At 63.6% G+C, this 11,505-nt stretch carries 16 protein-coding genes and 2 pseudogenes; 9 read left to right on the forward strand and 9 right to left on the reverse strand.

Annotated features, from left to right (window positions below):
- Positions 1–19 precede the first annotated feature (19 nt).
- Entirely contained in the window at positions 20–439 is a 420-nt protein-coding gene (locus tag ACWEO2_RS41675) for an SRPBCC family protein (RefSeq protein WP_452410430.1), read from the reverse strand.
- A gap of 62 nt (positions 440–501) precedes the next feature.
- On the opposite strand from ACWEO2_RS41675, the gene ACWEO2_RS41680 reads away from it, so the two are divergent.
- Positions 502–780, forward strand: a complete 279-nt coding sequence (locus tag ACWEO2_RS41680; RefSeq protein WP_452410431.1) for a zinc-binding dehydrogenase — start codon at positions 502–504, stop codon at positions 778–780.
- Here the strand turns inward: ACWEO2_RS41680 and ACWEO2_RS41685 are convergent.
- The 3 genes from ACWEO2_RS41685 to ACWEO2_RS41695 form a co-directional block, all read right to left on the reverse strand.
- The gene (locus tag ACWEO2_RS41685) at positions 750–1,730 is read right to left on the reverse strand and encodes a methyltransferase (protein WP_452410432.1); all 981 of its coding nucleotides are present in this window, start codon (positions 1,728–1,730) and stop codon (positions 750–752) included. The two genes, ACWEO2_RS41680 and ACWEO2_RS41685, sit on opposite strands and share 31 nt — an antisense overlap.
- A gap of 153 nt (positions 1,731–1,883) precedes the next feature.
- On the reverse strand, positions 1,884–2,042 hold the full coding sequence (locus ACWEO2_RS41690) for a hypothetical protein (RefSeq protein WP_452410433.1): 159 nt from the start codon (positions 2,040–2,042) through the stop codon (positions 1,884–1,886).
- Between the two features lie 226 nt (positions 2,043–2,268).
- Complete coding sequence (locus tag ACWEO2_RS41695; protein WP_452410434.1) at positions 2,269–2,730, reverse strand: cupin; 462 nt, start codon at positions 2,728–2,730, stop codon at positions 2,269–2,271.
- 323 nt (positions 2,731–3,053) lie between these two features.
- On the opposite strand from ACWEO2_RS41695, the gene ACWEO2_RS41700 reads away from it, so the two are divergent.
- The gene (locus ACWEO2_RS41700) at positions 3,054–3,248 is read left to right on the forward strand and encodes a hypothetical protein (RefSeq protein ID WP_452410435.1); all 195 of its coding nucleotides are present in this window, start codon (positions 3,054–3,056) and stop codon (positions 3,246–3,248) included.
- A gap of 225 nt (positions 3,249–3,473) precedes the next feature.
- On the opposite strand, the gene ACWEO2_RS41705 is transcribed toward ACWEO2_RS41700, so the two are convergent.
- Positions 3,474–3,779, reverse strand: coding sequence for a hypothetical protein (locus ACWEO2_RS41705; RefSeq protein WP_452410436.1), 306 nt, complete (start codon positions 3,777–3,779; stop codon positions 3,474–3,476).
- A gap of 271 nt (positions 3,780–4,050) precedes the next feature.
- Here ACWEO2_RS41705 and ACWEO2_RS41710 point away from each other — a divergent pair, with 271 nt between their 5' ends.
- A complete protein-coding gene (locus ACWEO2_RS41710) occupies positions 4,051–4,281 on the forward strand; it encodes a hypothetical protein (RefSeq protein WP_354951889.1) in 231 nt (76 codons plus the stop codon).
- A gap of 542 nt (positions 4,282–4,823) precedes the next feature.
- Here ACWEO2_RS41710 and ACWEO2_RS41715 read toward each other — a convergent pair.
- Positions 4,824–5,144: a hypothetical protein gene (locus tag ACWEO2_RS41715; protein WP_452410437.1), complete on the reverse strand. Its 321-nt coding sequence runs from the start codon at positions 5,142–5,144 to the stop codon at positions 4,824–4,826.
- Between ACWEO2_RS41715 and ACWEO2_RS41720 the strand changes: the two genes are divergently transcribed.
- Positions 5,137–5,376, forward strand: coding sequence for a hypothetical protein (locus ACWEO2_RS41720; RefSeq protein WP_452410438.1), 240 nt, complete (start codon positions 5,137–5,139; stop codon positions 5,374–5,376). The two genes, ACWEO2_RS41715 and ACWEO2_RS41720, sit on opposite strands and share 8 nt — an antisense overlap.
- A 1,097-nt stretch (positions 5,377–6,473) precedes the next feature.
- Here the strand turns inward: ACWEO2_RS41720 and ACWEO2_RS41725 are convergent.
- Positions 6,474–6,941, reverse strand: a complete 468-nt coding sequence (locus tag ACWEO2_RS41725) for a hypothetical protein (RefSeq protein ID WP_452410440.1) — start codon at positions 6,939–6,941, stop codon at positions 6,474–6,476.
- Between the two features lie 60 nt (positions 6,942–7,001).
- Complete coding sequence (locus ACWEO2_RS41730; protein WP_452410441.1) at positions 7,002–7,262, reverse strand: hypothetical protein; 261 nt, start codon at positions 7,260–7,262, stop codon at positions 7,002–7,004.
- Between ACWEO2_RS41730 and ACWEO2_RS41735 the strand changes: the two are divergent.
- Together ACWEO2_RS41735 and ACWEO2_RS41740 are read left to right on the forward strand one after the other, a co-directional pair.
- Positions 7,263–7,688: pseudogene (locus ACWEO2_RS41735) on the forward strand (toxin glutamine deamidase domain-containing protein); the annotation flags it as partial.
- A gap of 109 nt (positions 7,689–7,797) precedes the next feature.
- Entirely contained in the window at positions 7,798–8,331 is a 534-nt protein-coding gene (locus ACWEO2_RS41740) for a hypothetical protein (RefSeq protein WP_354951899.1), read from the forward strand.
- Positions 8,332–8,609: 278 nt separating this feature from the next.
- Here the strand turns inward: ACWEO2_RS41740 and ACWEO2_RS41745 are convergent, their stop codons facing one another.
- Complete coding sequence (locus ACWEO2_RS41745) at positions 8,610–9,182, reverse strand: hypothetical protein (RefSeq protein ID WP_452410442.1); 573 nt, start codon at positions 9,180–9,182, stop codon at positions 8,610–8,612.
- A 156-nt stretch (positions 9,183–9,338) separates the two neighbouring features.
- Between ACWEO2_RS41745 and ACWEO2_RS41750 the strand changes: the two are divergent.
- The 3 genes and pseudogenes from ACWEO2_RS41750 to ACWEO2_RS41760 form a co-directional block, all read left to right on the forward strand.
- Positions 9,339–9,776 (forward strand): annotated as a pseudogene (locus ACWEO2_RS41750) (toxin glutamine deamidase domain-containing protein); the annotation flags it as partial.
- 151 nt (positions 9,777–9,927) lie between these two features.
- Positions 9,928–10,458 (forward strand): hypothetical protein, encoded by a 531-nt coding sequence (locus ACWEO2_RS41755; RefSeq protein ID WP_452410443.1) that lies wholly within the window; start codon positions 9,928–9,930, stop codon positions 10,456–10,458.
- Positions 10,459–10,505: 47 nt separating this feature from the next.
- Positions 10,506–11,505 (forward strand): hypothetical protein (locus ACWEO2_RS41760; RefSeq protein WP_452410444.1); only part of this gene is annotated, 1,000 nt, incomplete at its 3' end.

The following is an 11,505-nucleotide window of genomic DNA, read 5'->3' on the forward strand; positions in this document are numbered from 1 at the left end:
CGGCGATGACGCGACTGACCTAGCCGAGGTGCTCGCTGGAGGACTCCACCGTCTGCTTGAAGATGCTCAGGGCCCGGTCCATTACGGCGCCCATCGGGATGGTGAGGTCGTCCGGTCGCACGTCGTGGATCCATACGAACCGGCTGTGGCCGTCCCCGTGCGGGACGACTTGCATAGATGCGTTGTCGTGCGCCGGCTGAATGGTGTCGCCGATGATCGAGAAGACGAACCGACGCCGCTCATCGTCGAGCGCGATGAGCCGCTCCCGCACCACGGTTCCGTCGGCGAACGTGACAACCCTGACGTCCGGTTCGTCGAGCCGGCTGTCGGTGACGAAGCCAGGCGCCATCCGGACGGGCCCGTCGGTGAAGTCACTGATGATCGCCCACACGGCTGCGGGGTCGACATCGATGATGATCTCCTTTTGCACGGAGGCCATATCTGTCTCTCTTCTGTAGTGGTGGGATACCGGTTCGATTTCACGTCCGGCCAGGCCCGTGGGTGAACGGCGCCTTCGGAGCGGTCGGCTCGATGGCCGCGCGGCTGGCCCGCGCGGCCGGCGCCCTGGTGATCGGCACCGCATCGGCAGCCGATCAGGACGTGGTCCGCTCGTTCGGTGCGACCCCGACCACCTACGGCGATGGTGTCGCCGATCGGGTGCGCGCCCTCGCGTCCGGCAGGATCGACGCCGTATTCGACTGTGCGGGACACGGATTCCTCGACGCCGCGATCGGGTCGTTTGGAATGTCTCAACGCAGCGTGGCTTCCAGAATCGAGTAAGGGCTCGGCGTGGCCACGACCTGGTCGAGCGTGAATCCAGCACCCTCGAGCAGTTCGCGGTATTCCTGCTTGCTGCGTTCCTTTCCGGTGACCATTCCCAGCATTGTCAGGTCGATCGCCTTGGTCAGGTGAGGCGCGTCACCGGCCGGTACCATTCCCTCGATGATGAGAACCCGCGCTCCCGGTGACGCCGCAGCGGCAATGGAGGCCAGGATGCGCCGACTCGACACGTCGTCCCAGTCGTGCAGAATGTGGCCGAGGACGTAGATGTCGGCGGTCGGCACTTCAGCGAAAAAGTCTCCAGTGACGACGTCGACACGCTCGGCCAGGCCCGCGGCTGCGATGGTCTTCTCGGCTTCGGGTGTGACGTTGGGCTGATCGAACACGATCCCCTGCCGGTCGGGTTCGCTGCGTGTCAGCAGTTCGACGAGCACGCTACCGTCGCCGCCGCCGATATCGGCTACTGTCCTGCCCGCCGGAAGCCGATAGCCGTCGAACATGCCGGTGCGCAAGCTTGACGTCACCTCGGCCATGGCCCGGGTGAATTGCGCCGCCCGCTCCGGGTCGGCGGCCATCCAGGTCAAGAACGGCTGTCCATAGTATTTCTCGGCCGCCGGCTGGCCGGTACGCACGCCGTACAGCAGCTCGCTGAACGGCAGATAGTGGGTCTCCATCCACATACACGCCATGTCGTAGAGCGACTGCGCGTGCGTCTCCGACAGGGTTGCCCCCAACGGAGTGATGCTGACGCGGTCGTCGTCGGTGGCAAACAACCCGAGCGGCGCGAGCGTCCGGATCAGGCGGCCCAGCGCATCGGGCTGCGCTCCCGTATGCTCGGCGAGCTCAGCGACCGGCTTCGAACCTTCCTGCTCGAGGATCGTGGCAATCCCCAGCTTCGCCACTACATAGGCTGCCTGGGACATCTGGAAACCGCCCAGGATCTGCATCATCACCGCAGTAGGTGGCAGCTCTGGAACAGTCGTAGCTTCGGGCATAACAGATCACTCCGTATCAAGCCGGGGCAAGGCCCGGCGTCTCGACGATGTACTCGCAAATGCCACGCTGTGGTGCCGCGGGTCGTTTGCGTTGCGGGACAGGTCGTTTCAGGTCAGCTCCTCGGTGCCGGGCTCGACATGCGCCATCAGTTCGCGGCGGCCCTTCTTGGCGTAGATCCCGCACACCACGGGAAGCGTCGCCGATTCACCGCATAGAGCCGATTCACCGCATGGAAGGGAGAAGCCGACGTCGGTGTCGATCTGCATCAGCTTCTCGAATCCGACAGCGGGGGTCGGCGGATCGTTGCGGTGTTCGCGTCGATGTCGTCGCCCGGCAGCCAGAGGTGGTCGAATTTATCGAATTCATCGACCCAGCTCGTTGATAACCTGCTGCAGCGGGGCCATTTTGGCCCCTCGAATCGGATTGCCCAGGAGTCGTACACGCTGAACCGCGAAGGTTCTGTAGTCGGTCCACCCGGACGCAGCGACTTTCTTATCGGGCACATCCGGGGGCAGTTACATCCTCCGACAGCGGGCTGTGGGACGGCAGGGCGTAGAGCACGTCCAGCACCAGTGGCTCGGATCCCAGATTGCGACCGATGTGAATGTAACTGGAGCTGGGGGTTTCGACCAGGGAGTCGCCCGCATGGTAGACGCCGTCGAGCATGCAGTCGGAGTCGTAGTGGGACAGGACGCCGCTGCGTACCGTCCCGTAGACGGGGCCGTCGTGGTAGTGCCAGCCCGTGAATCCGCCCGGTGCGATGGTGATTTCGCGGAGAATGTAGTCGGTGCCCCCGATGCTGGTCTGGCTGAGAATCGTGCCGGTGACGCCATCGCCGGGTGTCGCGGCGGCCGGACTCGCCATCGCGGCGGTCACACCAATGGCCACCAGTCCGGTAATCGCGGCGCGTATCCCATATCGGGGCGAGTTCTGCACGGCCCGAGTCGATTTCATGTGCTCCTCCTAATGCTCAGCAGCGGGTACAGAGTGCCGGTTACGCCGAGTCCCGGCCGACCAGATCGGCGGGGGTCATTCCGGGCGGCCCGACGGGGCGATCAGTGCTGAACGATGCGATCGCCTGAATGGAGTCTGAATCGGCGGGAATGCCCGCGGCATCCGTCAACTGACGCTGCTTGTTACTCAACGCATCGCGGTGACCTGCACCGCATGCTTTCGTCGTCCGGGCGCCGAGTGCGGCTGCCGTAGGGTGCAGTAATGCCGAGATTGAGGGCCTGACCTGGGCGGCGGCGATAAGCCTTCCCGCGCTGGGACTTTGGTTGCTGCTGTCGCATCCGATGTTCGACGCTCACTACGAGCATCATCCGCAGCACCTCTGGCTGGTGCTGGCCGCGGCGACGATGGCGATGGGCGTGCTGCTGTTCCGGGCCGCGCACAGCCGCCGTGCTGTGCGACTGATTCTGGTGTCCTTGATGTTTCAGTTCCCGGCGGGTTTCTGGGGCTGCACGCGATAGCCACCCCGGGCGTCATCCTCCGGACGCCGAATGCCGGATTCGCCTATGCCGTGGGATAGCATGATCCATCACGTGACGATTAGAATGTGAGAGATGACCTCACTGCAAAGCCGCTTTGGAGTGACACGCAGGACGCCCGCAAGCGGGATCCAGTAGGCTGCCGCCAGTCCTGAAGAATGGCCATCTTTTTGAGACAAATCCCAGTGGCCAAGTCGTGAGACAACTTCAGAATCCGCAGGTCGGAGAGTTGCTGCTGGCCAAGACTTTTGAGACCCTAATAGCTGTCGAACGGCCCGAGTCGCCGCCGTACCAGACGAACCGGACGTCGCCTATTCGGGCGGAGCGGTCCGGCCACGCGACGATTTCGCGGCGTTCGAATGGGCCGAAGACGCCTACGATCATTTCCGAAGCGACGACCGTGATATCGGCGACATCGCCAGCGTTCTCGCCGACCATCCGCGCGACGACGGGGCGCACTTCACACACGACGACGTCCAGCAGATCAAGAACCACCTGTTCCGCGAAGAACATCCGATCCAGGACTACGACGGAACCGTCGCACACCGACGCTACGACGCCGACCCCGACATCGCCGAAGCATGGATACGATTGCGATCCGGTAGGCCGCACCCCGCCGATATCGTGCTGCTCGAGCACGAACTGGCAGAGTCGAACTACTATCGCGACAACCCGGGGGCGCTCTATCAAGAGGCCCACGCACACGCCAACATCGACCACAACTGGGCACCGGTTGCGGCACCGCGCAGCGGCGAACGGTACGACACACTATGGGGACGACACGATGGCGCTTCTGATCTACTACAACCGAATCAGGAACGACCCGAACGAGGTGGAATACCAGTTCGGGGAGACGAGGGACAACCTCGACCGCGTCCTGACGATCGACACGACGAACAACACCGCCCGCACGGACCAACCGGAGGACGTGATTTTCCGGTCCGCGGCGGGACAGATCATGCTCCGAGCCAAGCGCGAGAAAGCGTGGCCGCAGAACGGGGTAATCGCCTCTTAACCGACAACGGCGAGCGTCGCGACACGTCGGTCCCCGAACCGACTATTGGTCATTCACCTCGGCCCGGAATGCCAAGCGGAGGCGAGCACTCCCTCCCCGCCCCAGGCTCTCACGACCCGGCGGCGGGCCACAGCCACCCGTCAGATCCTGATAACCACAGTGCTGGAGGCAATCCGGCGGCGCAACCGGAAGAGGCCAAGTACTGGCCGAAGCTGCCGGTGGAGAGCAAGCGGTACTACGCCAATCCGGAGTACCACGACCCGATCGCCGAACGCGAATACGCGCGCGACCATCCGGTCAGTCCTGAAGCTCGGGATATCCGAGCCCGCAACAGCATCGAGGAATATCCCGGCCTGGCCCGACTATCCGACACCGAGATCGGTCTGATCCGCCGCAACCAAGACGTTGTACTAAACGAGTCGGCCAACAAGGCCATGCGCAACGGTGACGAGGCGTTGCTCGCGAAGCACGATATCGAGATCCGGGCATTGATCAATGCCTACAACAAACTGCCCGACCATGAGGGGGTGGTCTACCGATCCCTACACATCGACGACCCGGTCGAACTTAAGAGGTTTCTCCAGTACTACGACCCCAATCGGCCCGATCCGGTCGTCGGTGATCCCGGGTTCGCGTCCTCGGACAAAGAGACCTCGATGGCGGGCGGAAATGTCGAGCTCATCATCGAATCCCGCTACGGTAAGGATATTTCCTGGGCCAGTCTCAGCCAGGAAGAGGTCGTCTTCCCGCCGGGACACCGATTCCGTATCGATGACAGGTCGTTCGAGCCGGGGATGCGCCCGCACGACCCAGGCAAATATGTCATCCGTCTCACCGATCTTGGAAGGATTCCCGATGGCCATCAGTCCGGAGGAAATGGAGCAGATAGCGCGAGAAGTTCTCGGTCCGACGCTGCGCCAGTCCAACCCCGACCCCGAGAGTCAGGAAGCGGTTCGGAGGATGGACGCTCACCGAGCCGAGTTGGAGGCGAAGGGGCGTCGTCCAGCATCCGAGGAGCAGATCAAGGTCTGGCAAGCCTGGGGCGAGTCGGAACTGAAGCGTATCGCTTGGGAACAGGGAGAAACGACGGAATAACTCCGGAATCGGTTGCACCGCACCATGGTCCGGTCGACCGCCCGGTAACGTCGACGACGCGTGCACCGGAATCGGAGCCGCCCTGGGCACGCCCGGATTCGGTGACCGAAGCCGACGCGAACCAATCTCATGCGCGGCCCGATGCTCGCTCCGAGCACGCTGAACATGGCCCTTTTGCAACAGAACACGCGCCGACACCGACTCGAGCCCCGTCTCTGGAGCCGCCACCGCAACGTCCAGGCTTCGACCCCGAAGTCCACAAATACGTCGCGCGATTCGACGACGGCCGCCTCATTCCGATGGATCCGTTCTATAGCGGCGAGTACAACCCTCACATCGGCCGCTACCAACCCACCCATCAAGAAATCGCCGCCGCCCGCGCCCACCCACCCGGGGAGAGCCCACACGACATCCAGGTGCGTAACTGGCTCGACGCCCAACAACAATCGCACCCCCATGATCCTGCTCCGGAGTCCCGGCCTCCAGCACCGCAGGAATCATCGATGTCATCGCGGGCACCGGAATCACTGCCACCAACAACTCATGCGCCGACGCATGAGCCGACCACACCACACCCGCCCATCGCGCATGACACGCCGCCACGGCAGCCCGTATCGCCAGATCGTTCACAGGCACAATCGCACTCGGTATTGCAGTACGCTCCCGAATCGTCCTCGCCACACGTGCCGCGGACGTCCTCGCGTGCCCCCGAGTCACCGCTGCCGACACCACATGCACCTGCGCCGGAGTCGCACTCTCCGGCACCACCGACACAACATTCCCCCGAAACACACCGCCCCGTCTCGCCTGCGCCGCATAGCTCACCAACGAATGTGATTCCGGCACCGCACAATTCGCCCACTCATGCGCCGACACCGCCGCACCAGCCGGTAACCCGCACACCGTCGGTACCACACCAGCGTCCACCAGAACTCGGCCCGCACCAGGTCCCGCCACCGCACCACCGCACTCCGGTGGCACCTCCCGAACTCCCTCGTAGCTCGACACCCCCACGAGTTATCGAGTCACATACACCGGCCCCGCCTACACCGATACGACATGAGGGTCCTGCGGAACACTCATCGCCGCACCCGGATTCACGCGCACCGCAGCGCGGTCCGCACGGCCCAGATGATCCCCAGCATCCAGGCAGAGCGCCGAGACCGGATCAGCCTCGCCCGCACCAGGGTCCGCAACGGCTGTCGCCCCAAGAGTTGCAGCAGGCACATCAAGCGCGACAGGTACGTGAGTGGTACCGCCAGCAGCTGCCCGAGGGCGGCGATTCCACTCCGGTTCCCACCGAGCATGGATCGAATGCCAAGCCCGCCTATGACTTCCGGCGCTACCCCGATGCGCACGAAGGCTCCATCGCGATGGCTGGCATCAAGGTGCATGTCACCGCTGACCGCAGCGTGTCCCCGGGGCAGGTGGCGCGGTTGTGGGAAAGGGCGCAGTTGGCAACGGATCTGACCTTCAATCATGGTCAGCGGTTGTTGTCCGGCGACCGAGTACTGATCGACTTGGTACACATGCCGGATCCGGCGGCGGCGAACCTCCACATCCATGTCAGTGACTCCTCCGGACCCTGGCATCCCGACGCCCACCCCGACGCGATCGTCCAGCAGTTACGCGAACATCTCGGGCTGCAATCGGAACCAGGCCAACGCGGACACGGGTTCAGCCCGGACGAGATTCGCCAGCTCAGCAACGACATCGCCAAGGCCAATACCCCTGTCACCCGCGGCGACATTGGGGATAGTCGGGTGATCGGAGAAGGCAACCTCAACGATATCGAGGATCCCGCGTATCAGCACGTAGTCGAGGATTCCGTCCGTGCTGGCAGTCGATTCCTTGTTGGTGCCGATCCTCACCTGTACGCAGAGCACATCAACGATGGTGGCCCCACGAAACCCGGTCGTAGCAACGACTGCAGTGATTGCACGATGGCCATCCTGTCCACGCACAACGGTCGGCCGAAGGTCGCTGCCCCTCGATGGCCGGATGTGTTGCCTGATGGCAGCATCGACACCCGCAGAGGTGAAGCGCTCGGTCTACAGCGCGCCGAAGCGTGGATCGGCGGCACTTGGCAACATTTCAACGACGGCGGCAGATCGATACCCGAGCAGTTCCAGGCATTGCATGACTGGGTAGCTCAACAGGGCCCAGGTGCGTCGGCCTACGTGCACAACGCCTGGCACGCCCGCGACCCGCAAACTGGGCAAAAGCTCTACAACCCGGACGGCAGCCCGATCATGGGGGGTTCGCACGCTACCGCGATCGTCTACCCGCACGGGGCAAGCGGGCCGATGTGGGTGGACGCGCAACCGAAGCCACCGATCATCTCCGATAAGCCGCCGGCGCATCTGGTCGACAGGTCGATGGGGGTGCGATTCATGATTAGCGACCCGAATGGAGGATCACATGGTGGCACAACGGTTCCAAACCGAGGAACAGGTTCAGCAGTATCTGGCCCAGGCATTCCCGAGTCTGCAGTTCGAAGGGCCGATTTCGTTCCAGCACGGATGGGTGTGCCGTCCGAAACTCACCCCGGAGGAGATAGCGCGGGGCATGGATCTGGGCCTCACCAGTTACGTGGTGAACCGGGAAACAGGCGTGGTGACGGTACACCCGAGTCTGGATCCGTTCACGATAGGGGAGATGTACGACCAGGCGATCGAAGCGGGCCAACCGGTCCAGGGCGCCCAGATCTACCCACATCGCACTCGGACGACAATTCAACGCACACACGAGGACTCGGAGATGATCCAGTATCAAGTCCGGATCGAGTCGCTGGTCCAACCCCCGGAGCCGACCGAAGAATTCCAGCTGACCATCACCAAGCACCCGCTCCATATTCGGCCGACCTGGGCGCGCGCGACACGCGCAGCGGCGTGGGCGGAATGGAAATCCCGTCAAGACGGAACCTGGCCGGAACAGGGGACCTTCGAGGACTAGAACCCGACGCGGGGAGCCCGCCGCCAGAGGCTGACCGGACCACCGAGTCACGAACGCGAACACCGGGCGCAGAATCAAGCGCCGGCGCGGACTTCGAAGCTTCTCGTGATCGTGTTTCGCCTTCGGACTTGCCGACCAGCCGATCCACATCTGCGCCCGGAGATCGGACAACAGAGACAGGTCGACCAGCGCGAACCGACCGTGTAACCGATCCTGACTACGCGCTAGACCGGTCCCATGGCGTCGGTCGACTACCAGCTGACCGTGCCAATGGCGAACTATCTGAAGCCACCGGATCCGGTCATGGAACGTCGGCTCGGGATCGACAAGAAGCCCTTCCGCGCACGAATCAACATCCAAGCGATCCACGAATTGCGCCTCCGCACGAAAGCTCCAGCGAACATTCGCAAGCGCGTGGACCAGGCGAGGCAGGAGCACCGAACTTTCGAGGACCGGGAGATGTCTCCACTCCGGTTACTGCGAGGGGGCATGAGCCTGCCTATGAGATCCGTCGGGTGGACGGGCCCGACGGTGCTCGGATCGAGGCGACTGTCCGAGTCCACCTCACTCCCGATCACACCGTCACACCTACCGATGCGCAGCGAGCCGCGGACACTGTTGGGCAGGTTGCCGATCGAATATTCAATACGAATACTCGACTGCTCGGTAGCGGCGACCAGTTCCATGTCACCGTCGAGTTCACGACCGATCGCGCCGCGGCTCATCTCGCTGCCGTGCTGACTGATCGAGCCGTCGGTGACCAACACACCTGGTCGATACACGAGCCCCCCGGTGCGCTGGCTTCTCGTCTGCGTGAGCACTTCGGCCTCACTGCCATCGACGGCGAACATCCGCTCGGCCCACTGGAAATCCGGCAGCTCAGCAACGACATCGCGGGGGCCGGCACCAACGCCCGGTTGACCGGTTTGCCGCAGACCCGGGTTGTGGCACCGGACCGGCTGGGCAACCTCGAGGTTGCCGAGTATCAGATGGCTGTCGAGGACGCTATGCGGGAGGGCAACCGTTTCATTGTCGGTGCCGATCCGAGCGTTCACCCGTTCGGAAAACTGATCAACGACGGAGGCCCGGAGTTCCCGGGCCGAGGCAACTGTTGCGCCGAGGCGGTGGCCGCGGGGTTGTCGACGTTCTATGGCGACCCACAGATCGCCCTACCGCGATACCCAGACCGATTGCCCGATGGCACCATCGACAACCACACCGGCGAACTCGGAGCCGCTGAACGGATCAGCGAGTGGCTCGGCGGTGACTGGCTTGCGTTCGACCGGCAACTCAGCGTGCCCGAGCAGTTCGAGGCTCTGCATGCACTGATCGAGCGGCTCGGCCCCGGCTCGGCGGCGGCGGTGGCGATCGGGTGGCACGCGCATACCTCCGACGGGACACCACAATTCCACGCCGACGGCCGCCCGGTTATCGAAGCTGGCCACACGATCGCAGTGGTCTACCCGCTCGAGGCCACCGGCCCGGTGTGGTGGGACCCGTTGACAACCCATACTTGGGACCGCCCACCCGCGCACTTTGCCGACCGTGCCGCCGACCTGCACGCGATTCCGCTCCAATCCGATGGGAGTCCGCTTCATGCAAGAACCGATCACGACCGAACAGCAAGCCCGCGCATATTTAGCGATGGCATTGGGTGGACATCACCAGTACCGGATGTTTCCGTTCGAGCTGGGGTGGGTGGTCTATCAGCAGCTGGGGGACGAGCAGATCAGCCAGGGACGTTACCTCGGGCTGACGAAGTTGGTGCTCAACGCCCAGACCGGGGTGATCTTGGAGTTTCCAAGCCTGCCAGTAGACATCGTGGTGGAGACCTACCTGTCGGCGATCAGGGAAGGCACCCGAATGCCCGCATATCAGATCTATCCCTACCGGATCAGACTGCATCTGCAGTTGACCAACGAGGAGCCGGACACGGTGGAGTACCGGATACAACCCGAGTGGCTGGAGAATCCCGAACAGTCGACCCCGCCATACCGGCTCTTGATCGACAAGGGCACCCTCTCCTCCCAGCCGAGCGATCCCATGTCGATGCTGGCACTGTCGTGGGCCCAGATTCGCAACCACACGGACGGGAGCTGGCCGACTCACGGGATGCTCAAGTACTAGAACAGGACCCTGCGGTCTCGGTCGATTCGCATGCACAGAAATCGACGTTGGGCATGCGCCAGGAGGCCTACCTGGAACTGCGGAGCTCCCTGCTGGAAGCCCTGCGGCGCGACAACATCGACCCCGACCTGGTCGAAATCAGGCTGCACGACTCGACCACAGACACACAGCCACTGAACGGTCGGCCCCAGGAATCCATGCACAATCTTGGCCTCGGGGAACCGAGCGCCATCGACATCAGCATCTCCTCCCCACAGATGCTCGATCGGGCCTGTTCAGCGTGGGATCCGCACGCCTATACCGGCCCGTTGTCCAAAGATGGCGGACATCTGAACCAAGGGCTTGTCGAAAACGAGTTTCCGAGCCTGTACCGATGGGCCGAGGAATGGAGCACCCGGGCCGGTCGCGAGATGTCCTATACGGTCGACTACCCGGTAGATCACCTCGGCGCGGAGCATCGCACGGCACCACCGAGCCGACTCGGCAGCGACCCCGAATCCATCGACCCAGCTCGCGACCCGAATTTCCTCCGCGGGTACAACGAGGCGTATCGGCTCGAACGCGGCAGCGATTCGAGCAACGAGGCCACGCGAGCCTGGCGCGACTCCAATCCGGACCGGGATTCTCATTCCGACCGTTCGCATATCACCCCCGCGGATCAGGTCACGCCCCGTTCGCCTGCCGTCGAATCATCCAGGGACAACCGCGTCCCCGAACCGACACGCAACGAGCCGGCACGCCAAGAGACGCCGACCCCACCGACAACGCATAATTCTCCCGAACCGCAATCCGGTCATACTCCGTCAGCCGACAGCCCACCGCAGCACCACGGGCCGGTCCCGAATGGTATGTACGTCGGAGCCGATGGAGCGTTGCACCAACCGGGCGATCACGAACTGGGCGTGCGAACCCAGTTCAGCGACAATGCGATCCACGACCCCGGCCACGTGCTCCGCTGCAACGCCATCTGCACCGCGGCATATCCGACGGTGGTTCCCGCGCCATTCACGAATACGGTGATGCCGTCGGCCGATTCGGGGACGCCGA

This window comes from Nocardia sp. NPDC004278 (genome assembly GCF_053602975.1).

Coding starts and splice junctions, on each gene's coding strand:
- ACWEO2_RS41675 (WP_452410430.1), bottom strand. CDS start 439: ATGGCCTCCGTGCAAAAGGAGATCATCATCGATGTCGACCCCGCAGCC.
- ACWEO2_RS41685 (WP_452410432.1), bottom strand. CDS start 1,730: ATGATGCAGATCCTGGGCGGTTTCCAGATGTCCCAGGCAGCCTATGTA.
- ACWEO2_RS41690 (WP_452410433.1), bottom strand. CDS start 2,042: ATGCAGATCGACACCGACGTCGGCTTCTCCCTTCCATGCGGTGAATCG.
- ACWEO2_RS41695 (WP_452410434.1), bottom strand. CDS start 2,730: ATGAAATCGACTCGGGCCGTGCAGAACTCGCCCCGATATGGGATACGC.
- ACWEO2_RS41705 (WP_452410436.1), bottom strand. CDS start 3,779: ATGTTCTTCGCGGAACAGGTGGTTCTTGATCTGCTGGACGTCGTCGTG.
- ACWEO2_RS41710 (WP_354951889.1), top strand. CDS start 4,051: ATGGCGCTTCTGATCTACTACAACCGAATCAGGAACGACCCGAACGAG.
- ACWEO2_RS41720 (WP_452410438.1), top strand. CDS start 5,137: ATGGCCATCAGTCCGGAGGAAATGGAGCAGATAGCGCGAGAAGTTCTC.
- ACWEO2_RS41715 (WP_452410437.1), bottom strand. CDS start 5,144: ATGGCCATCGGGAATCCTTCCAAGATCGGTGAGACGGATGACATATTT.
- ACWEO2_RS41725 (WP_452410440.1), bottom strand. CDS start 6,941: ATGGATGTGGAGGTTCGCCGCCGCCGGATCCGGCATGTGTACCAAGTC.
- ACWEO2_RS41740 (WP_354951899.1), top strand. CDS start 7,798: ATGGTGGCACAACGGTTCCAAACCGAGGAACAGGTTCAGCAGTATCTG.
- ACWEO2_RS41745 (WP_452410442.1), bottom strand. CDS start 9,182: ATGTTCGCCGTCGATGGCAGTGAGGCCGAAGTGCTCACGCAGACGAGA.
- ACWEO2_RS41755 (WP_452410443.1), top strand. CDS start 9,928: ATGCAAGAACCGATCACGACCGAACAGCAAGCCCGCGCATATTTAGCG.